21 protein-coding genes are annotated in these 19,722 nt (G+C 62.8%); 9 read left to right on the forward strand and 12 right to left on the reverse strand.

Annotation, left to right across the window (positions count from 1 at the left end; genetic code table 11):
• Window positions 1–59 precede the first annotated feature (59 nt).
• The 5 genes from Y703_RS0102855 to Y703_RS0102875 all read right to left on the reverse strand — a co-directional run bounded on the left by Y703_RS0102855 (window position 60) and on the right by Y703_RS0102875 (window position 4,264).
• A complete protein-coding gene (locus tag Y703_RS0102855; protein ID WP_051427231.1) occupies window positions 60–1,160 on the reverse strand; it encodes a YihY/virulence factor BrkB family protein in 1,101 nt (366 codons plus the stop codon).
• A complete protein-coding gene (locus Y703_RS17515; protein ID WP_081743357.1) occupies window positions 1,117–1,749 on the reverse strand; it encodes a 2'-5' RNA ligase family protein in 633 nt (210 codons plus the stop codon). Before Y703_RS17515 ends, Y703_RS0102855 begins: the two co-directional genes overlap by 44 nt.
• 4 nt (window positions 1,750–1,753) lie before the next feature.
• A complete protein-coding gene (trpS, locus tag Y703_RS0102865; RefSeq protein ID WP_035763565.1) occupies window positions 1,754–2,788 on the reverse strand; it encodes a tryptophan--tRNA ligase in 1,035 nt (344 codons plus the stop codon).
• Between the two features lie 19 nt (window positions 2,789–2,807).
• Entirely contained in the window at window positions 2,808–3,602 is a 795-nt protein-coding gene (locus Y703_RS0102870) for an exodeoxyribonuclease III (RefSeq protein ID WP_035763615.1), read from the reverse strand.
• A gap of 122 nt (window positions 3,603–3,724) precedes the next feature.
• Window positions 3,725–4,264, reverse strand: a complete 540-nt coding sequence (locus tag Y703_RS0102875) for a hypothetical protein (RefSeq protein ID WP_026551517.1) — start codon at window positions 4,262–4,264, stop codon at window positions 3,725–3,727.
• Between the two features lie 185 nt (window positions 4,265–4,449).
• On the opposite strand from Y703_RS0102875, the gene Y703_RS0102880 reads away from it, so the two are divergent.
• Both Y703_RS0102880 and Y703_RS22885 read left to right on the forward strand, forming a co-directional pair.
• Window positions 4,450–5,232 carry a CHRD domain-containing protein gene (locus Y703_RS0102880; RefSeq protein ID WP_026551518.1) on the forward strand — a complete coding sequence of 261 codons (783 nt, stop codon included), beginning with the start codon at window positions 4,450–4,452 and terminating at the stop codon, window positions 5,230–5,232.
• Between the two features lie 16 nt (window positions 5,233–5,248).
• Complete coding sequence (locus Y703_RS22885) at window positions 5,249–5,929, forward strand: class F sortase (protein WP_026551519.1); 681 nt, start codon at window positions 5,249–5,251, stop codon at window positions 5,927–5,929.
• A 45-nt stretch (window positions 5,930–5,974) separates the two neighbouring features.
• Here the strand turns inward: Y703_RS22885 and Y703_RS0102890 are convergent, their stop codons facing one another.
• The 6 genes from Y703_RS0102890 to glyA are packed head-to-tail and all read right to left on the reverse strand — an operon-like array spanning window position 5,975 to window position 11,013.
• Entirely contained in the window at window positions 5,975–6,796 is an 822-nt protein-coding gene (locus Y703_RS0102890) for an ABC transporter permease (RefSeq protein WP_051427249.1), read from the reverse strand.
• A 44-nt stretch (window positions 6,797–6,840) separates the two neighbouring features.
• Window positions 6,841–7,680, reverse strand: a complete 840-nt coding sequence (locus tag Y703_RS0102895; protein WP_026551521.1) for an ABC transporter permease — start codon at window positions 7,678–7,680, stop codon at window positions 6,841–6,843.
• Window positions 7,681–7,732: 52 nt separating this feature from the next.
• Window positions 7,733–8,674, reverse strand: a complete 942-nt coding sequence (locus Y703_RS0102900; protein WP_026551522.1) for an ABC transporter ATP-binding protein — start codon at window positions 8,672–8,674, stop codon at window positions 7,733–7,735.
• Between the two features lie 4 nt (window positions 8,675–8,678).
• Entirely contained in the window at window positions 8,679–9,578 is a 900-nt protein-coding gene (locus Y703_RS0102905) for a bifunctional methylenetetrahydrofolate dehydrogenase/methenyltetrahydrofolate cyclohydrolase (protein WP_026551523.1), read from the reverse strand.
• A complete protein-coding gene (locus tag Y703_RS21885; protein WP_155849382.1) occupies window positions 9,575–9,727 on the reverse strand; it encodes a hypothetical protein in 153 nt (50 codons plus the stop codon). The genes Y703_RS0102905 and Y703_RS21885 overlap by 4 nt, the downstream gene beginning before the upstream one ends.
• On the reverse strand, window positions 9,721–11,013 hold the full coding sequence (gene glyA, locus Y703_RS0102915; RefSeq protein WP_035763616.1) for a serine hydroxymethyltransferase: 1,293 nt from the start codon (window positions 11,011–11,013) through the stop codon (window positions 9,721–9,723). Before glyA ends, Y703_RS21885 begins: the two co-directional genes overlap by 7 nt.
• 324 nt (window positions 11,014–11,337) lie before the next feature.
• Here glyA and purU point away from each other — a divergent pair, with 324 nt between their 5' ends.
• The 7 genes from purU to Y703_RS0102955 all read left to right on the forward strand — a co-directional run bounded on the left by purU (window position 11,338) and on the right by Y703_RS0102955 (window position 19,275).
• Window positions 11,338–12,201, forward strand: coding sequence for a formyltetrahydrofolate deformylase (gene purU / locus Y703_RS0102925; protein ID WP_026551526.1), 864 nt, complete (start codon window positions 11,338–11,340; stop codon window positions 12,199–12,201).
• A 79-nt stretch (window positions 12,202–12,280) separates the two neighbouring features.
• Entirely contained in the window at window positions 12,281–12,802 is a 522-nt protein-coding gene (locus Y703_RS0102930; RefSeq protein ID WP_026551527.1) for a gamma carbonic anhydrase family protein, read from the forward strand.
• Between the two features lie 32 nt (window positions 12,803–12,834).
• Window positions 12,835–14,037: an ROK family transcriptional regulator gene (locus Y703_RS0102935; RefSeq protein ID WP_026551528.1), complete on the forward strand. Its 1,203-nt coding sequence runs from the start codon at window positions 12,835–12,837 to the stop codon at window positions 14,035–14,037.
• 119 nt (window positions 14,038–14,156) lie between these two features.
• Window positions 14,157–15,695, forward strand: a complete 1,539-nt coding sequence (gene mmsA, locus Y703_RS0102940) for a multiple monosaccharide ABC transporter ATP-binding protein (protein ID WP_026551529.1) — start codon at window positions 14,157–14,159, stop codon at window positions 15,693–15,695.
• Window positions 15,696–15,709: 14 nt separating this feature from the next.
• Window positions 15,710–16,981, forward strand: coding sequence for a multiple monosaccharide ABC transporter permease (mmsB, locus tag Y703_RS0102945; protein ID WP_026551530.1), 1,272 nt, complete (start codon window positions 15,710–15,712; stop codon window positions 16,979–16,981).
• Between the two features lie 51 nt (window positions 16,982–17,032).
• A complete protein-coding gene (locus Y703_RS0102950) occupies window positions 17,033–18,115 on the forward strand; it encodes a substrate-binding domain-containing protein (protein ID WP_026551531.1) in 1,083 nt (360 codons plus the stop codon).
• Between the two features lie 74 nt (window positions 18,116–18,189).
• Entirely contained in the window at window positions 18,190–19,275 is a 1,086-nt protein-coding gene (locus tag Y703_RS0102955) for a Gfo/Idh/MocA family protein (RefSeq protein WP_026551532.1), read from the forward strand.
• 14 nt (window positions 19,276–19,289) lie between these two features.
• Here Y703_RS0102955 and Y703_RS17520 read toward each other — a convergent pair.
• A partial coding sequence (locus Y703_RS17520) for a VIT1/CCC1 transporter family protein (protein ID WP_051427251.1) occupies window positions 19,290–19,722 on the reverse strand: 433 nt, incomplete at its 5' end.

Raw genomic sequence — 19,722 nt, forward strand, 5'->3', positions numbered from 1 at the left:
GGCCCGGGTTCGCTGTGCAGCGAATCCGGGCCGACTTTGCTGTCTGACGAGGTGGCCGTCTAGTCTTTCCGCCGGTTCGCGACCCGGCTGCGCTGCTTCAGGGATCTCCCATGTCGAACCGCGATCCCGGCTTCTGCGTCAGCGGCGCCAATCGCCCCCCACGCGGCGGCGAGTAGGTAGACCTGGCTGAGCAAGAAGAACCAAACGAACAATCCGACGACGACGGTGAACGGCGCGAGCAACGGGTTGCCCTGGCCGACGCTGGCGAGGAGCAGGGTGCTGAACGTCCGCAACACTGTGCTCCCGATGGCTGTGATCAGCGAGGACTGGATGAGCAGCCTCCTGGACTGCTCGATGCCCGAGGCCTGACGGAACAGAATCACTGCCACCGCAAAGTCCAGTGCCAGCATGACCACAACTCCGGCAAGCTGTGTGAAGGGCCTTCCGGTGTCACCGAATCCCAGCGAGTCAAAGACCACATCGAGCAAGGTGTTGGCTACCAGCCCGACCACAGTAGTGAGAATCATCGCCACCCCCAACACGAGGAGCGTCCCCAAATCCTTGATCCGCAACAAAATCGGGTTTCCGGCCACCGGGGGAAGGGCGAAGATTCCCCTCATCGCCTGTCGTACGCCTGCAATCCAGCCCAGCGCTGTAATTACGGTGATGATCGTGGACACGATCAGGGTGAGCGTCAGCCCGTCGCCGGCGTTGAACAGTTGTTCGGGTGTAGCCAGCCCCGGTCCGTCCTGCTCCATTTTAAGGATGCCTGGAGCTGCGGAGTTCACCGCTCCAACGATTAGGTCCTGCAGGGGGATGTTTCCAGCGACCACCAGGCCCATAATCGTGAACCCGGCGAGGAGGAGCGACGCCATGGAGAAGAACAGGCGGTAGGCGATGCCCGCAGCCATCAGCGGGCCGCGCCGAACCATGTAAAGGTGAAACACTCGAACGGGCCTGAGCACAAAGGTCCGGGCCAGAAGGTAGGTGATGGTCGCGTCGATCAGGGGGAGCCCAGTGGTCCCTCGACGACGAAGTTTCCCCAGATCCCGGCGGGCGTCAATCACCTTGAGCTTAAGGTGGGCTAACTCGGCTGGCCGTGGCGCATTATAGTGTTCATCTTCGGCCGGGGTGATTGCCCTGGTAGTGATCCTGGCCAAAGCTCAACTCTTCCCTCAGTCTCCAGACACCGCACGAATCGTGCTCATACAATCCCATAGTACGGACCATGAAGGATGCCTCGAATCCGCGCAGTTGGCCCTCGGCCCAGTCCATGCCCGCCGAACTGACATCGTGAGCCACCGTGACGTGGGGGTGGAATGGAAACTCCAGTGAACGCTCCAACGGGCCCCGCTGCAGTTTAGTGTGCAGTTCGACGCAGTCGTCGAAACCAGCCTCAAGCTTCAGGAACACCACTGGCGACACCGGCCTGAACGTCCCGGTGCTCCTGAGTGTTACGGTGAAGGGCTTCTGGCTCCGCGCCACCTGACGGACATGGGCGATAGTTGCATCCCAATCGGTTGCCGGGGTGGTGGTCACGAGGGTGATGTGCGCGGGAATCAGCGCGCCCATCGGATCGCCGAACGACGCGCGCCACTGCTCGAGCTCTGCTGCCAGCGGCTCAGGGACGGCGATGACGACGCCCACGCAGCTTTCCACTGCCTCGTTGCTCCGCGGCGCTTCCCCACAGCCGGCCGGTGTCGGGTGGCTGGAGCTGGTGGCGCTGGTCGCGCTGGTGGGCTGCTCCATAGGGCTAGCGCGCACCGCCAAGCGGAGGAAGGAAACCGACTTTCGAGTACACCTCAGTTAGCGTAGCCGATGCGATGCTGCGCGCCTTCTCTGCGCCCCTGGCCAGAAGGAGGTCCAGCTCGGCGGGGTCGCCGAGCAGCTCCTCGGCCCTGGTCCGGATCGGATCGAGGTGCGCAACGACTACGTCGGCCAACTCGGTCTTCAGATGCCCATACATTTTGCCGTGAAAGTCGCCCACTATTTCATCGATGCTCTTGCCGGTGAGCATTGAGTAGATGGTGAGGAGATTGGAAATGCCGGGTTTGGCTTCCTTGTCGAACCGGATCTCGGTCTCAGTGTCAGTCACGGCTGATTTGATTCGTTTGGCTGTCACTTTCGGATTGTCCATCAGGTTGATCAGGCCGGCAGGCGAGCCTGCGGACTTCGACATTTTCGCCGTCGGGTTCTGCAGGTCGTAGATCTTCGCTGACTCCTTCTGAATGAAGGGCTTTGGGACCACGAATGCTTCACCGAAACGGGAATTGAAACGCTGCGCCAGGTCCCGGCTCAGCTCTACGTGCTGGCGCTGGTCCTCCCCCACCGGCACGCCTTCCGGCTGATAGAGCAGAATATCGGCGGCCTGAAGGATGGGGTAGGTAAATAACCCAACGCTTGCGCTGTCGGCGCCATGCTTCAGTGATTTGTCCTTGAACTGGGTCATGCGGGACGCTTCACCGAATCCGGTGATGCAGTTCAAAACCCATCCGAGCTGAGCGTGCTCGGGCACATGGGACTGCACGAACAGGGTGCACTTATCCACGTCCACTCCCCCGGCAATGTACTGTGCGGCGGTGCGGCGGGTGCGCTCAGCGAGTTCTCCAGGTTCCTGGGGAACCGTGATTGCGTGAAGGTCAGGAATGAAGTAAATCGCCTCATACTCATCCTGCATGCGCACCCAGTGCACCAGGGCGCCCAGGTAGTTGCCAAGGTGAAGGGAATCACCCGAGGGCTGCATGCCGGAAAGGACCCGCTGCCGTGCGCCGGAGGTGGGAGTAGTCATTGGTGAAATGTCCTGAACGTTAGAGCCGGTAATCCACTACCAGCGGGGCGTGGTCTGAGAAGCGCGTGTCCCAGGACGGCGCGCGGTCGACGACGGCGTCGGCTGCTGCTGCAGCGAGGCCCTCAGTAGCCAACTGGTAGTCGATCCGCCAGCCGGTGTCGTTGTCGAATGCCTGGCCGCGCCAGGACCACCAGGTGTAGGGACCGTCGACGTCGCCCGCGAGACGGCGATGCACATCAACGAAACCGAACTCAGCGTCGAAGAACCTGTCGAAGTAGGCCCGTTCCGCCGGCAGGAAGCCCGCCTTCTTCACATTGCCCTTCCAGTTCCGGATGTCGAGTTGGGTGTGACCGATGTTCAGGTCCCCAACGAGCAGGGTGTGATCGCGGGTGCGGCGCAGCTCCGGGAGTCGCTCCGACATCACGTCGAGGAACCGGTACTTGTCGGCTTGCTTGGGGCTGTCGACCTCGCCCGAGTGCACGTAGGCGCTGACTACTGTGAGGGTGATCCCGGAAAGGTCGAAGTCGGCCTCGACCCAGCGCCCGGACGTGGCGAAGTAGTCGTCACCGATGTGGGTGCGCGTTGCGGTAGGTGCCAGCAGTGACGCTATTGCGACGCCGGCTCTGCCCTTGGCGGCGGCTTCGGCGTGGAGGATATGCCAGGAGTCCCCGAGCAGGCCCCTCAGGACGTCGTCGGGCGCCCGCACTTCCTGCAGGCAGAGGATGTCAATTTCGCGCTCGGCCAGCCAGTCGGCCATGCCTCGCTTGTAGGCGGCGCGGATCCCATTGACGTTGACAGTTGCGACACGCAGCATCGACCCGGTGTCCAGGGACAACTCGGCTGTCGAGGTGGAAAGTGCAGCAGCGGAACTCACCCACTCCACCCTACCGGAGCGCTTTGGCAGAGGAGAGTAACGGCGTGTGGTGGTTGCCACAGTCAGTCGACAACTGTCCCCTCCACTGGGCCGTCGTCGTTCTTCTTCATCATCGAGCGCGCGTTGTGCGAGGTAATCTCAATGGTTTCGAGCGCCCGACCAACTGTCTCCTCATCGCTGGACTTCCCGGCGACCAGATGGTCGCGGATGACCCGGACCTGGACCTGGACGATTTTGAAGCTGTGGTCAAGTTTCATATCTCGGGCCAGCGTTGCCTCATCGACGACGCCGGTCGTGGTGGCGTCCGGGATGCCGTTGGCGCGGTTGAACTGTTGCTGGGCCTCGTTAATGCGGGCCGCTGCGTTGCGTGCCGCCGTTCGGAGGCTGAACACCACGAAACTAAAGATCAGCAGCCACCCGAGCGAGATGATCGCCACCAACCAGCCGACGACATCGTTCTGGTTCGCAGCGAAGACCACCGCCACGAGGAACACAATGAGCATGATGCTCATCCCGATGGTGCCCATGCGCAGGCTCAGACCTCGGCCCGCACCCGCGGGAGCTCCGGTTGCTGCAGGTTTTTGATTCCCTAGAGGCTTCATAGAGACCATTCTCGCAAACCTCTCGCAAACTAGGGGGCTTCCAGGGTGGGCTTCCACCGTTGGCGAACGCTGCCCGCTCCAATTCTTTTCAGAACCCGAGCCATCCGTGACCCGCACCACTCCGAAGTAAAAGTATGTGTGCTTATGATTGGCATGCTAATACTCGCACTACGGAGGAAAATCACATGAATAAGAACTTGCGTCTTCTCGCAGTCCCCACCCTCGCCCTCGGCATGGTTGCTATGGCCGGTGCACCAGCAATGGCTGACCACGCCAACGGTTCCTACACCGCCACGTTCGACCAGCTCAACGGCACCACTGGTACCGCCACGTACACCATGGACATCGATGATACGACGGCGACTGTGAACCTGCAGGTTTCCGGCCTGGCCGAAACCTTCATGGACGCTCCGTACCCCCACGTACAGCACATCCACGGTGGCGCACTGGGCGAATGCCCGACCATGGCGGATGACGAGAACGGTGACGGCATCCTCAACACCACTGACGGCGCACCTGCCTACGGCGGAATCCTCACCACGCTGACCACCAGCGGCGAGACCAGCGCTGCAGAGGGCCTGAACCTCGAGCTGGCTGGCCAGGGCGGAAGCTACTCCATCGAGCGCACCTTCAAGATGAATGCAGAGACCCTGGATTCCATCGAGGCAGGTACCGCAGTGGTTGTTATCCACGGACTCGACCCAGCTACCGCAACCGGTACCGAAGAAGCCTTCAACGCACCATCCGATCTGGAGCCTTCACTCCCACTGGGCGCAACCTCGCCTGCACTGTGTGGCGTTGTGACAGCCGCCCAGATGGGTGAAATGCCTGAAGGTGGCGCCGACACCGGTGTTGCACAGTCCGGCTCAAACAACATGGGCATGCTCGTCCTCGGAGGTGGCCTCGTTCTGGCTGCTGCCGCTGGTGGCACCTACGTTGTTCGCCGCAACGCTGCAAACCGCGCATAAGGAATAGTCTGATTTTATGATCAGCACTAAGAACGGTCGTCGTCGAGGCTTTGCGGTCTCGGCGGCGACCGCCCTTTTGATACTTACCGCCTGCGGTGCCGACACGTCCGCAGAAAGCACTGGGACAGCGGCGCCGAGTTCCTCGCCTTCTGCATCGGTTTCAGCTGCACCGACAGCTGCTCCCACGCCGTCAGAAGAGCCAACCCCGAGCGCCGCCCCCTCGCCCGAACTGCCAGCCGTTCTTGAAGCGTCGACGCCGGTGTCCTTCACCATCCCGACGATCGATGCCGGATCAGACCTGCTGCATCTCGGGCTCCGGGAAAACGGCTCCCTCGAAGTGCCGCCCGATGGACCAGGGGCACCGGCAAGCTGGTATGACCAGTCGCCCACCTCAGGTGAACGGGGCCCCTCGGTGCTGTTGGGCCATGTCAATGCCACCGGCGGTGGCCCCGGCGTGTTTGCCGACCTTCGAGAGCTGCAGGAGGGCGACGAAATCAACATGGTCCGCGAGGACGGCACGACAGCAGTGTTCGCCGTCGACCGCGGGGAACAGTACCAGAAGGACAACTTCCCCACTCAAGAGGTGTACGGAAACACCGATGCAGCCGAGCTACGCCTGGTTACCTGCGACGGGTACAACCCGGAGACCGGCGAATTCGACGACAACTACGTGGTCTACGCCACCCTTGTGCCGTAGCGGCTGACGGAATTCTGCCGTCCCGCCTGGTTGCGGAAGCCCTACCTACTTCAGAAACAGCTTCCGCAACCGGCTGGTGGTCAGGACCATGCCGGTCAGGATCATCACCAGGTAGTAGAGGATGTGAATGCTCGTCGCTGCGGTGAAGGTGCCCACACTGATCTGGCGCAGCAACTCAACCCCATGCCACAGCGGCAGCGTCTGGATGAACCACTGGATGCCCTGGGGGTACACGCTCAGCGGGTAGAACGTCGCTGAGAACAGGAACATCGGCAGCATCACAAAGTTGATCCAGTCCATCTGTTGGAATGTCTTCATGTAGCTGGTAATCGCCATCCCGAACGATGCGAAGCCGAACGCGATGAGCACCGATGCCGGAATCATGAGCAGGGCCCATGGCGTTGTGATCAACCCCATCAGGCCCATTACCGCAGTGAAACCGGTTGCGTACATCGCCCCGCGCAGTAGTGCAAGGAAGATCTCCCCGATCGCAACATCCAACGGCCCGAGCGAGGTGTAGAGCATGCCCTGATACAGCTTCGCGAAGTTCATCTTGAAGAACACGTTCCAGGTGGAGTCGTACACGGCACCGTTCATCGCCGAGACCGCCAACAGGGCCGGCGCGATGTAGGCCGCGTAGCTGATCGCCTCACCACCGGGTCCGACGACTGTGCCGACCAGCGCACCAAGACCGACTCCCATGGAGATCAGGTACAGGACGGGCTCGAAGAATCCGGACACCATGATCAACCAGTTGCTACTCTTGGTTGCCCTCAGCCCGCGGCTGATCACCGCTCTGGCGTTGCGGGAATACAGGGCAGTGAACCGGCGGGTCTGCACCTCGATCCGGTAATCCTCGTTGGTCAGTTGCCGGGCCGCCGATCGCCCTGAGGGCTGGAGGAGATTCTCGGTCACTTTCCCAACCTCCGCGCGTAGGTCCTGTGAGCCAGCCGCCATCCGAGCACTGCGAGCCCCACGAGGTACAGGACGTGGATCACCACCAGCCAGAGTGGAACCGGGAAGCCATAGGTGAGCATCCGGCCGAGTTGGGTCCCGTGCCAGAGCGGCGAGATCCACCCGATCCACTGCAGGTAAATCGGCAGCGTAGCCAGGGGAAAGAAGGTTCCGGAGAACAGGAACATCGGCGTCACGAGGAACCGCATCACCAGAGCGAACTGGCCCTTGTCCTCCTGCACGCTTGCCGAATAGGCCATGAGGGGCAGCCCGAAGGATAGACCGCAGAGCACCGCCACGGGGACGGCTGCCCAGCCCCAGAGCGACGGCGACGCACCGAACGCTGCAACAATCCCAAAGTAGATAGCACTCATCAGGGTCAGCCGCAGCGTGATCGCGATGATGTAGCCGTTCACTATCTGATGGACGCCGAGCGGGGACGCATGCGGGCCGTAGTACACCCGCCGCCACTTGAAGCCGTCCATCACCGGGTAGGTGAACTCGGTTGCGGCGGTCATGATCGTTGCCGAGGCGAGCAGTGCCGGTGCGATGAAGGCGAGGTAACTCACCCCGCCGAAGGCCCCGGGGCTGTTCTGGTCCACCAGGGTGGCCAGGCCGACCCCCATCGCGAATAGGTACATGACCGGGTTGCCAACGCTGTAGGCGATCAGGGTCCAGCGATAGCCGTTCATCACCCGCAGTGAGTGCTCGGCGTAGTACCAGGAACCGAACCGTCTGGCCCGCTCCGCCGAAACCTGCGGGGGGTGCGCGTGTAGCTGAGGCTTCGCCGTCGTCATCTGGTTGGCAGTCGTCCCGCCATTGTCGACGCCGGCAGGCGGGCTGGATGGCTCAGTCAACGAGGCTCCTCCCGGTCAGGCGCAGGAACACGTCCTCCAGCGAGGAGCGCCGCACCAGCGAGGTGATGGGGTGCAGGCCGCGGGAGGTGACCTGCTCAAGAGCTGCCTCGCCGTCGTGAGTGTAGATCAGCACGCGGTCGGGCAGCGGCTCCAGCCGGTCGCCGATCCCCTGAAGTTCGGCGGCAACTGTGGTGTTGCGTTCGGAACCGAACCGGAGTTCGAGTACTTCGCGGGTTGAGTGTTCGCGGATCAGCCGGGCCGGCGAGCCCTCGGCCATGATCTTGCCCTTGTCCACCACCACGAGCCGGTCGCAGAGCTGCTCAGCCTCGTCCATGTAGTGGGTGGTAAGGATCAGGGTGACCCCCGATTCCTTCAACCGGAACAACCGGTCCCAGAGGACGTGGCGTGCCTGCGGGTCCAGCCCGGTGGTCGGCTCGTCGAGCAACAGGATTTTCGGCTCGTTGATCAGTGACCGTGCAATGGTGAGCCGACGCTTCATGCCGCCGGACAGCGAATCCACCTTGGACTTGGCCTTGTCGGTGAGCTGGGCAAATTCGAGCAGCTCGTCGGCCTTCGGTTTGAGGTAGCTCATGGGCAGTCCGAAGTACCGCCCGTAGACCAGGAGGTTATCCCTCACCCGCAACTCCTCGTCGAGGTTGTCCTGCTGCGGCACCACTCCCAGGTGGGCGCGCACCTGCGGACCGTGCTGTTCAGGATCGAGGCCCATGATGGTCAGTGACCCCGAGGTACGCTGCGAGACTCCCCCGATCATCCGCATGGTGGTAGATTTACCGGCACCATTGGGCCCGAGCAAGCCGAATGACTCCCCCGCTGGCACATCGAAGGAAATGTCGTCGACCGCAGCGAAGTCACCGTAGTGCTTGGTGAGGTTGCGGGCGGAGATCACGTAGTCGCGGGGCGTTGAGGTGGGCACTTGCTCAGCCTAAGGGATGTGCCCCACGGCGCTCGGCAGCCTCCACCACGTTGGACAGCAGCATTGCCCTGGTCATCGGGCCCACACCGCCGGGGTTCGGTGAAAGCCAGGCAACAACCGCCCCTGCCGCCGGTTCAACGTCACCGGTCAGCTTCGCTGCGCCGGTCTCCGGGTCGGTGACGCGGGTGACGCCGACGTCGAGCACAATCGCGTCGGGCTTTAAGTCGACCGCCTTGATCATGCCCGGGAAGCCAGCGGCAGCGACGACTACATCGGCCTGCCGCAGCAGGTGCGGCAGGTCAACGGTTCCAGTGTGGGCCAGGGTGACAGTTGCATTGATGTCGCGGCGCGTGAGGAGCAGGCCGAGGGGGCGGCCCACGGTGATTCCGCGACCCACCACCAGGACATTCTTTCCGTCGAGGGAGATACCGTGCCGCCGCAGCAGTTCGACAATGCCGTGAGGGGTACAGGGCAGCGGCGAATCCAGCGGGGCACCCACGTTCAGCACCAGCTTGCCAAGGTTGACCGGGTGCAGCCCGTCAGCGTCCTTCTCCGGTGCCATCCGTTCGAGAATGGCGTTCGCGTCGAGGTGCTTCGGCAGGGGCAGTTGGACGATATAGCCGGTGGTGACGTCGTCGTCGTTCAATTCATCGATGACCTTCTCCAGGTCCGACTGCGAGATGTCAGCGGGCAGGTCGCGGCGGACCGAAGTAATGCCAACCTGCTCGCAGTCACGGTGCTTCCCTGCAACATAGGAGTGGCTGCCCGGGTCATCGCCCACCAGGACGGTGCCCAGTCCGGGGGTGATGCCACGCTCCTTGAGGGCGTTGACGCGGGTGGTCAGCTCGGAACGGATAGCGGCGGCGGTCTTTTTACCGTCGAGAATCTGTGCGGTGGGGCTCATGGTGTGGTGCCAGCTTCCAGTTGCTCAAGCACGAATGCCTTGCCGCGGTCGCAGCAGCCGGTGAAGCAGCACTCGTCGGTGGGAATGTCGTAGTCGGGGGAGGCGGCCGCGGCCGAGGCCAACGCACCCTCGGGGAGGTCCGCTACCACTGCTCGTGTTCAGGGTAGAGCGGAAAATCGGCGGTCAGGGCCAGGACGCGGGCGCGCAGGGCTGCCGCCTCGGCGCCGGGCTTCAGCGCGGTAGCGATGATGTCAGCCACCTCCGTGAACTGCGCTGCGCCGAAGCCGCGGGTGGCCAGCGCCGGGGTGCCGATGCGGAGACCGGAGGTGACCATTGGCGGGCGCGGGTCGAAAGGCACAGCGTTGCGGTTCACTGTGATGCCGATCGAATGGAGCAGATCCTCGGCCTGCTGGCCGTTCAGCTGCGAGGCCCTCAGGTCGACCAGCACCAGGTGGACGTCGGTGCCGCCGGTCAGGACCGAAACACCGTGGTCGCTCACATCGGTGGACGTCAGCCGCTCCGCGATGATGCGGGCACCCTCGAGCACACGCTGCTGGCGTTCCCTAAACTCGGGGGATCCGGCAATCTTGAACGCCGTCGCTTTGGCTGCGATGACGTGCATTAACGGTCCGCCCTGCTGCCCCGGGAAGACCGCCGAGTTGAGCTTCTTGGCCCACTCCTGTTTCGCCAGGATGACACCCGAGCGGGGACCAGCGAGAGTCTTGTGGACAGTTGAGGTGACGACGTCGGAGTGGGGCACCGGGCTGGGGTGCAAACCGGCTGCGACCAGGCCGGCGAAGTGGGCCATATCGGTCCACAGGAGCGCACCAACCTCATCGGCGATAGCTCGGAATGCGGCGAAGTCGAGCTGCCGGGGGTAGGCCGACCACCCAGCGATGATCACCTGCGGCTTTTCGGCAATGGCCTGGGCTCGGACCCGGTCCATGTCAAGGCGGTGGGTGTCCTGCTCAACGCCGTACGCGGCAACCTCGTACAGCTTGCCGGAGAAGTTCAGCTTCATTCCGTGGGTCAGGTGGCCCCCGTGGGCGAGTGAGAGGCCCATGATCTTGTCACCGGGTTTGATCATTGCGGCGAGCGCGGCAGCGTTGGCCTGGGCCCCTGAATGTGGCTGGACGTTGGCGAACTCCGCCCCGAACAGGGCCTTGACCCGCTCGATGGCGAGGCTCTCGGCAACGTCAACGTGCTCGCACCCGCCGTAGTACCGGCGCCCCGGGTAGCCCTCGGCGTATTTGTTGGTCAGGACCGAGCCCTGTGCCTGAAGCACAGCGCGCGGGGCGAAGTTCTCCGATGCGATCATCTCAAGGGTGTCCCGCTGGCGGGCCAGTTCGTCGGTCAGGACTGCGGCAATTTCCGGGTCAATCTCCGACAGGGGGGCGTTGGTGACTGCTGAGGTGGCAGATCCGGTGGCGGGCAGGGACGAAGTTGTCACGGTGAACTCCTGGGTGGGTATGCGTTTCTACTGGTCAGGCTACCCGCTGAGTCTTTGCTTCGGCAGTACTAGGTCGGCCGAACGAAGTCATCATGGGGCAAGTTCTTGACCATACGTCCCAGGCGTGCGATCCGTGGTCGGCGCTGCGCGCCGTCGTCGTCGGTGTGGTCCTCCCGCAGGGGATTCCCCTGCAGCGGCCTTCCCCACGATGACGATGCATGCCGCTTCCTGATGGTGACCCACCTGACGCCAGTCACGGCAGCCCCCAGTCTATCCCGGTACGCCTTTCATTCGAAGTACGCTTGATTTGTGACTAACTCCCCCGCCCACCCGGCCTCCTTCATCCTCACCCTCTCCTGCGCTGATCAACCGGGCATTGTGCATGCGGTCGCCGGTGCGTTGGTGAGTTCGGGCTGCAACATCACCGAATCTCAGCAGTATTGGAGTCCTGATACCGGGACGTTCTTCATGCGGGTGGCCATGAGCACTGCAGCACCGCGGATGTCGCTGGAAGCCCATCTGGCTCCGGTGGCCGGGGCATTCGGCATGACCTGGGCGCTGCACGACGACGGCGCCCCTGCCCGTACCGTGATCCTCGCCTCGACGTCGGCGCACTGCCTCAACGACCTACTGTTCCAGCAGCGCTCGGGCACCCTGCCGATCCAGATCCCGGCAATCGTCTCCAACCACACCGATCTTGCCGACCTGGCAGCGTTCTACGGGATCCCGTTCCACCACATCCCGGTCACTGCCGCGACCCGGGACGCGGCCGAGGACGCCCTCCGCGACGTCATTGCCGAGCACAACGTTGAGCTGGTGGTCCTGGCACGCTACATGCAGATCCTCAGCGACGGTCTGTGCTCGGAGCTCGTGGGCCAGGCGATCAACATTCACCATTCGTTCCTGCCGTCCTTCAAGGGGGCCAAGCCCTACCACCAGGCGCACGCTCGCGGGGTGAAGCTCATCGGGGCGACAGCACACTATGTGACACCGGCCCTGGACGAGGGGCCGATCATCGAGCAGGAGGTCATCCGGGTGGACCATGCCCGCTCGGCCGAGCAGTTCGTGGCAATCGGCCGCGACGTCGAAGGCCGCACCCTCACCCAGGCCGTGCAGTGGCACGCCGAACATCGGGTGCTGCTCGACGGCAGCAGGACTATCGTCTTTAACTGACCCCCGTCAGTGCCTCCCCTCCCTCCGATGGCCAAGCTGGAGCCCTAATCCACAGGGATCGGCAGTTAGGCTGAGGTCCATGGCCCACATCATTGAAATCTTCGGTAAGACACCCGCTATCAGCGACTCCTGCTTCCTTGCTCCCACAGCGTCTATCATCGGCGACGTTGTGCTCGGGGAGGACTCCAGCGCCTTCTACGGCGTCTCGGTCCGCGGCGATACCGCCCCGATCCGCGTCGGCGACGGCACCAACCTGCAGGACAACGTAGTGCTGCACGCGGACCCGGACTTCCCCACGACAGTTGGCAACCGGGTCAGCGTCGGCCACTCGGCGGTGGTCCACGGGTGCACCATCGGCGACGACTGCCTCATCGGGATGAGTGCCACGGTCATGAACGGCGCAGTGATCGGTGCCGGCTCGCTGGTCGCAGCTGGCGCAGTCGTCCTGGAAGGGACGCAGGTGCCGCCCCGGTCACTCGTCGCCGGAGTGCCGGCGAAGGTCAGGCGGGAACTCACCGACAGCGAGTTCGAAGGAGTCAGGAAAAACGCCGAGTCCTATCAAGCGTTGGCCGGATCCCACCGTGAAGCGTTAACTTCTTGACTACAAGGGGGGCATGTAGCACTCTTTAGTACATGCCCGCAGGACGCCCGAAGACCAAGCGCGACTTCGACGGGAATCCTCCAAACCCGGGTTCCCAGTCGGCTCTTCGACAGCGGAATCAGCAGCGAATCGTCAGCGTACTCGCTGGTGGCCCTCAGACTCAGGCGGAACTGGCCCGGCAGACCGGCCTCTCCACCGCGACGGTCTCCAACATCGTCAAGGCAATGGTCGACGCCGGGCTGGCCACCACAGCGCCCACCACCAGTTCCGGACGCCGCGCTCTCTCGGTCATCCTCAACGACAACGGGTCGCTGGCCGTTGGCATCGACATCGGCAGGCGCCATGTACGAGTGGTCCTGGCCGGACTGAACTACCGGGTGGTGCAGGACGAGGCAGTGGCACTGCCGCTGGGACACTGCGCCGAGGAGGGGCTCAACGCAGCCGAGGATCTACTGGATCGCCTGCTGCTCCGCGAGGGGGCCAGCCGCTCGTCGGTGATCGGCGCCGGAGTAGGAATACCCGGCCCCATCGACCGCCGGACCGGCACCGTAGTCCAGGGAGCGATCCTGCCCGAATGGGTCGGCATCAACATCCTCGCCACCTTCGGGGAACGGCTCGGATTCCCCGTCTTCATCGACAACGACGCCAATCTCGGCGCCCTCGCGCAGGTCACGTGGGGCCCCCATGGTGCGGTCGAGAACCTCATGTTCCTCAAAGTCGGCTCAGGCATCGGCGCCGGCCTGGTGCTTGGCGGCTCGCTGTACTACGGCCACGTCGGTATTACCGGTGAACTGGGCCATAGCACGATCGTTGAACACGGGCTCGTCTGTCGGTGCGGCAACCGCGGCTGCCTCGAAACAGTTGCCTCGACCAGCACCATGATCGACCTCCTGAGCCGCCGCGCGGACGGCCCCATAACCGTCGACGATCTGGTGACCCTGGCGCTCACCGGCGACACCGCTGCGCTTCGGGTCATTGACGACGCCGGCCTGGCTCTCGGTAAGGCCGTCGCCAATGTGGCTAACCTGATCAATCCAGAACTCGTGGTGATCGGCGGACCGCTAACCAGCCTGGGTGACATCCTTTTGGAGCCAGTTCGACGCGGACTGATCCGCCACGCGGTCCCGGTGGTCGGCGAATCGACCGAGGTGTTGATGTCCTCCCTCGGGGACCGCACCGAGGCCCTCGGAGGCGCCGCCGTCGTTCTCTCGCAGCCCCATCTTCATAACGTTTAGCTACCGATAGAAGTCGTTTTGCGTTCAAGACTTGACTCCAAGCGGCTTGGCAGTGTTAACTTCCTATCCTGACCACTAGGGGCCAGGAGCTGCCAATGAAGTCACCCGGGAGGATGCGCATGGAACACCACAAAATCCTTGAAATGCGTTCCATCACCAAAGAATTCCCGGGGGTCAAAGCCCTCGACCAGGTCTCCATCACGGTAGAGGCTGGTGAAATCCACGCCATTTGCGGCGAGAACGGGGCCGGCAAGTCCACCCTGATGAAGGTGCTTTCGGGGCTGTACCCGCACGGCACCTATGACGGCAGCATCATCTTCCAGGGCGAAGAGGTGGAGTTCAAGGACATCAGGTCCAGCGAATCAGCCGGGATAGTGATCATCCATCAAGAGCTCGCCCTGATCCCCGAGCTCTCCATCGCCGAGAACATTTTCCTGGGCAACGAACCCGCCAGGAACGGCGTTATCAACTGGGACTCGGTGAACGCGCAGACCCTTGAGCTGATGGCTCGGGTGGGACTCCGCGAGGAGGCGAACACGGCGGTAAAGGACATCGGCGTCGGCAAGCAGCAGCTGGTGGAGATTGCCAAAGCACTCAGCAAGTCAGTGAAACTGCTGATCCTCGACGAGCCCACGGCAGCGCTGAACGAATCCGACTCCCAGCACCTGCTGGACCTGATGGCCGGGCTGCGGTCCAAGGGGATCACCTGCATCATGATCTCGCACAAGCTCAACGAGATCGAGCAGATCGCCGACTCCATCACCATCATCCGTGACGGAAAGACAATTGAAACTCTCCATGTGAAGAACGATGGTGTTGACGAAGACCGAATTATCCGGGGCATGGTGGGGAGGTCGCTCGAGTCGCGCTTCCCTGACCACACTCCGACGATCGGCGAGACCTTCTTCGAGGTGCGCAACTGGACCGTTGGCCACCCGGCCGTGGCGGACCGGCTGGTCTGCAAGAACTCCAGCTTCAAGGTGCGCCGGGGGGAAATCGTGGGCTTTGCCGGGCTGATGGGCGCTGGTCGCACCGAGCTGGCACGCTCCGTCTTCGGCCGTTCCTACGGAAATTTCATGTCCGGGGAAATCTTCAAAGATGGCAAGCCGCTCACACTCAAGTCGGTGCCGCAGGCTATCAAACACGGGCTGGCCTACGTGACCGAAGACCGGAAATCCCTGGGCTTGAACCTGCTCGATGACATCAAGACCACTACCGTTTCAGCAGCACTCAAGAAGATCACCCACGGACTGGTGGTGGATAACGACGAGGAGTTCGTTGTCGCAGAGAAGTACCGCAAGTCGCTGCGGACCAAGACTCCCTCGGTCAACGAGGGTGTAGCGAAGCTCTCGGGCGGTAACCAGCAGAAGGTGGTTCTCGCCAAGTGGATGTTCACGGACCCCGACCTGTTGATTCTTGACGAACCTACGCGTGGAATCGACGTCGGCGCGAAGTACGAGATCTACGGCATCATCCAGGAGCTCGCCAACCAGGGCAAGGGAGTCATAGTCATCTCCTCGGAACTACCTGAGCTTCTTGGCATCTCTGACCGCATCTACACCATCTTCGAGGGAGCCATCACGGGAGAGCTTGCCCGTGGAGAAGCCGACCAGGAATCGTTGATGAAACTTATGACCGCCCGCAGGAAGACTGCCTAGCTCTTAGGACCCCCATGACCTCCCTCAAACAAATCTTTGGCGGCGATACGCGGCAGTTCGGGATGATCTTCGCCCTGATTGCCCTGGTCGTCTTCTTCCAGATCATGACCGGCGGCAACACGCTCACGTCCGGCAACATGATGAACCTCTTCAACGGCAACTCGTACATCCTGATCCTTGCGATCGGCATGGTGTTGGTGATCATCGCCGGCCATATCGACCTGTCGGTCGGTTCGATTGCAGCGTTCGCCGGCATTGTCGTCGCCCTTGTGATGCGGGACTGGGATTTCCCCTGGTACCTGGGGATCGTCGTCGGGCTGCTCCTGGGAGCGCTGATTGGGGCGTGGCAAGGCTTCTGGGTGGCGTACGTCGGCATTCCGGCGTTCATCGTCACCCTGGCTGGCATGCTCCTCTTCCGCGGCGCCAACCAGTTTGTTGGACAGTCGAACACCGTCCCAGTCCCGCAGGAGTTCCGGTTCATCGGTGCCGGATACCTGCCGGAAATCGGGCCAGACCTCGGATATAACAACCTCACCCTGCTGCTCGGTTTCGCCCTCATCGCCGCAGTGATCTACAACGAGATGCGCACCCGCAAGCGCTTCGCCAAGATTGGCGCTGAAGCTCCCCCGGTGTGGGTTTCAGTGGTCAAGATGGCCCTCCTCTGTGGGGTCATCCTTTACGCGACCTACCTGTTCGCCACCGGCAATCCCGGCACCTCGTTCCCAGTTCCCGGGCTGATCCTCGGCGCACTGGTCATTATCTACGGGTTCATTTCCACCAAGACCATCATCGGTCGCCATGTCTATGCGGTCGGTGGCAACCGGCATGCTGCGAAATTATCAGGCGTGCGCAGTCGCCGGGTCGACTTCCTCGTCATGATGAACATGTCCATCCTGGCGGCGCTGGCCGGCATGATCTTTGTGGGACGCTCCACCGCATCCGGCCCTTTTGACGGCACCGGCTGGGAACTCGATGCTATCGCTGCCGTCTTCATCGGCGGCGCGGCAGTGACCGGCGGCGTGGGCACCGTGGTGGGCTCAGTCATCGGCGGCCTGGTGATGGCGGTACTGAACAACGGCCTGCAGCTGCTCGGCGTTGGCGCCGACCTCACCCAGATCATCAAGGGCCTCGTATTGCTGGTTGCGGTCGCCTTCGACGTCTACAACAAGAGCCAGGGCAAGCCCTCCATCACTGGCCTGATTATGAAGAATTTCGGCAACAAGGGTAAACCCGAGCTGCCGACAGCCACCGAGACAGTCATCTCCAATGACGTCTCGGCTCGTTGACCCACACCAACACTTCAGCAGATAGTTACCTAGTTCACTAAAGGAGCAGTAATGCGTCAGTACGCACGATCACTAGCGGCAGTCGTCGCGATTTCAGCACTTGCCATCTCTGGTTGCGGCCGCGATGCCGGGACCGAGACTGAAGGAGAGGGAGGATTCGAGGAGGGTTCAGCGATCGGTGTTGCCCTGCCCCAGAAGACTTCGGAGAACTGGGTGCTGGCTGAAGGTCTGTTCAACGACGGCCTGACCGAAGCCGGGTACGACCCCGACGTGCAGTTCGCCAACGGCGGGGTTGCCGAACAGCAGAACCAGATCAGCTCCATGATCACCAACGGCGTCGAGGTCCTGATTGTCGGCGCCATCGACGGCGCCCAGCTGGGAACCCAGCTGGCACAGGCCAAGGAAGCCGGCATCACGGTCATCGCTTATGACCGGTTGCTGACCAACACTGAAGACGTTGACTACTACGTGGCCTACGACAACTTCCAGGTTGGCGAGCTGCAGGGCCAGGCGCTGCTGGACGGCATGGCTGAGCGTGGCGAAGGCCCGTACAACATTGAACTGTTCGCTGGCTCACCCGATGATGCCAATGCTCAGGTTTTCTTCGATGGGGCGATGAGCATCCTCGAGCCAGAGATTGAATCCGGCAATGTAGTAGTGACATCAGGTCAGACCGAGTTCAACCAGGCTGTTACCCAGGGCTGGGAAGCCGGCAACGCGCAGACCCGCATGGACACCCTCCTCACCGGCACCTACGGTTCCGAGGATCTGGACGGCGTTCTCTCCCCCAACGACACGCTGGCCCGCGCCATCCTGACCTCGGTCGAGGCCAGCGGCAAGGACCTGCCCATAGTCACCGGGCAGGACTCCGAGGTTGAGTCGGTTCGCTCCATCATGGCAGGAGAGCAGTATTCCACCATCAACAAGGACACCCGTGCACTCGTCTCCCACGCCATTGAAATGGTTCAGGGACTTGGCGCAGGCGAAGAACTTGAGATCAACGATCCCGATTCCTACGACAACGGCGTCAAGGTGGTTCCCGCCTACCTGCTGGAACCACAGATCGTCACCATGGAAAACGCTGCAGACGCATATGCCAACGACCCAACCCTCTCCGAGATCGTCAACGAGTAGGTTTTAGCTGGAAGTAGCCCGACCCCGATGGGGTCGGGCTACTTTTTTTTCCTCGGGCAGGCAAGGATGGAACGATGGACCCCGCCGCACCCGCCCAGCAGATCCCCCGCCCGCCCTGCGCCGCGCCCGACGCCGGCGATCCGTTCGCAGCCACTGGCGAACCAGTGCGCTGGGGCGTGGTGGCTACCGGCCGGATTGCCACCAACGTCACCCATGACATTGCCGGGCTGGAAGACAGCGTTCTGCAGGCGGTCAGCTCCCGGTCCCAGGAGTCAGCCGAGGCCTTCGCTGAGGAGTTCGGTTTCGCGTCCAGTTATTACGACGGCGACGGCCAAACCGGATATCAACGCCTCTTTGACGACCCTGACGTCGACGTCGTCTACATCGCCACACCGCACGCCCAGCATCATGCGGTGGCCAAGGCGGCCCTTGAATCAGGCAAACACGTGCTGTGCGAAAAGGCGTTCACCGTCAACGCACGGGAGGCCGCTGAGCTGATCGACCTGGCCAGGACCACTCACCTGTTCCTGATGGAAGCACTCTGGACTCGCTTCCTGCCCAGCGTCAACCGGGCCTGGGAGATCATCCACTCTGGTGAACTGGGCGAGATCCAGTGGGTCCAGGCAGATCTTGGGTTCCCCTCGGACCACTCGCGCACCCACCGGCTCTGGGACCCCGCCGCTGGCGGTGGAGCGCTGCTTGACCTCACCGTTTACCCCCTCACGTGGGCCCTCGGTGCGCTGGGCTTCCCCGCGTGCGTGACCGCCACGGCGGTCCTGAACGACGACGGTATCGACACCCAGAACGGCCTCACGCTCACCTATGGTGGCGGTGCGCAGGCCCAGCTGACGTCGTCGTTGGTGTCAGCCGGACCGGGGCAGGCAACGGTATCGGGGTCGGCGGGCTGGCTGCGGACCGGGTCTGTCCTGCACAACCCGAGGGAGCTGACCGTCCAGCCTCATCAGGGTGAGCAGCGGGTCGAGACCTTTGACCAGGCCGGCCGCGGTTACGTGTACGAACTCCGCGAAACCACCCGGTGCATCCAGCAGGGTCTCACGCAGAGCCCCACCATGCCGTGGGCTGACACGCTCAACACCATGCGGCTCCTGGACGGCGTGCGGGACCAGCTCGGTCTGCGGTACCGCAACGACGCCGAGTAGGCGCCGGTGTGGCATCAAAGGACGCCGGTGGTACCCAGGAGTGACCCGATGAGGAACGTAGCAACCAGGGCCAGCGCTCCACCGATGACGATCCGCAGTATTGGTCGCTTGACCGGGTTTCCACCAATTCGCGCGCTCACATACCCAGTTCCTGCGAGGGCCAGTAAGACTGCAACGAAGGTTGCTGGCACACGGATGTCCGCTGCCAACAGCAGAATCGTCAGCAGCGGAAGGAGCGCCCCCAGCGTGAAGGCAAGGGCTGATGCTCCCGCGGCGGCGACCGGGCTGACCACAGCGTCCTCCCGCAGGCCCAGTTCGGCTTCGAGATGGGCTGCCAAGGCGTCGTGTTCAGTGAGCTCGACGGCTACCTGCTGGGCGGTACCGGCGCTGAGCCCCTTTGACTCGTAGATACCGGCCAGCTCGGCCAACTCGGCCTCGGGTTCGGTT

The organism is Arthrobacter sp. H20, assembly GCF_000520515.1.
Taxonomy (GTDB): Bacteria; Actinomycetota; Actinomycetes; order Actinomycetales; family Micrococcaceae; genus Arthrobacter_D.

What these genes read in the sequence shown, in the direction of transcription:
- mmsB (WP_026551530.1), top strand. Translation starts at nt 15,710, where the DNA reads ATGACCTCCCTCAAACAAATCTTTGGCGGCGATACGCGGCAGTTCGGG.
- Y703_RS0102880 (WP_026551518.1), top strand. Translation starts at nt 4,450, where the DNA reads ATGAATAAGAACTTGCGTCTTCTCGCAGTCCCCACCCTCGCCCTCGGC.
- Y703_RS0102935 (WP_026551528.1), top strand. Translation starts at nt 12,835, where the DNA reads ATGCCCGCAGGACGCCCGAAGACCAAGCGCGACTTCGACGGGAATCCT.
- Y703_RS0102930 (WP_026551527.1), top strand. Translation starts at nt 12,281, where the DNA reads ATGGCCCACATCATTGAAATCTTCGGTAAGACACCCGCTATCAGCGAC.
- mmsA (WP_026551529.1), top strand. Translation starts at nt 14,157, where the DNA reads ATGGAACACCACAAAATCCTTGAAATGCGTTCCATCACCAAAGAATTC.
- Y703_RS22885 (WP_026551519.1), top strand. Translation starts at nt 5,249, where the DNA reads ATGATCAGCACTAAGAACGGTCGTCGTCGAGGCTTTGCGGTCTCGGCG.
- Y703_RS17515 (WP_081743357.1), bottom strand. Translation starts at nt 1,749, where the DNA reads ATGGAGCAGCCCACCAGCGCGACCAGCGCCACCAGCTCCAGCCACCCG.
- Y703_RS0102950 (WP_026551531.1), top strand. Translation starts at nt 17,033, where the DNA reads ATGCGTCAGTACGCACGATCACTAGCGGCAGTCGTCGCGATTTCAGCA.
- Y703_RS0102905 (WP_026551523.1), bottom strand. Translation starts at nt 9,578, where the DNA reads ATGAGCCCCACCGCACAGATTCTCGACGGTAAAAAGACCGCCGCCGCT.
- Y703_RS0102870 (WP_035763615.1), bottom strand. Translation starts at nt 3,602, where the DNA reads ATGCTGCGTGTCGCAACTGTCAACGTCAATGGGATCCGCGCCGCCTAC.
- Y703_RS0102895 (WP_026551521.1), bottom strand. Translation starts at nt 7,680, where the DNA reads ATGACGACGGCGAAGCCTCAGCTACACGCGCACCCCCCGCAGGTTTCG.
- Y703_RS0102955 (WP_026551532.1), top strand. Translation starts at nt 18,190, where the DNA reads ATGGACCCCGCCGCACCCGCCCAGCAGATCCCCCGCCCGCCCTGCGCC.
- trpS (WP_035763565.1), bottom strand. Translation starts at nt 2,788, where the DNA reads ATGACTACTCCCACCTCCGGCGCACGGCAGCGGGTCCTTTCCGGCATG.
- Y703_RS0102875 (WP_026551517.1), bottom strand. Translation starts at nt 4,264, where the DNA reads ATGAAGCCTCTAGGGAATCAAAAACCTGCAGCAACCGGAGCTCCCGCG.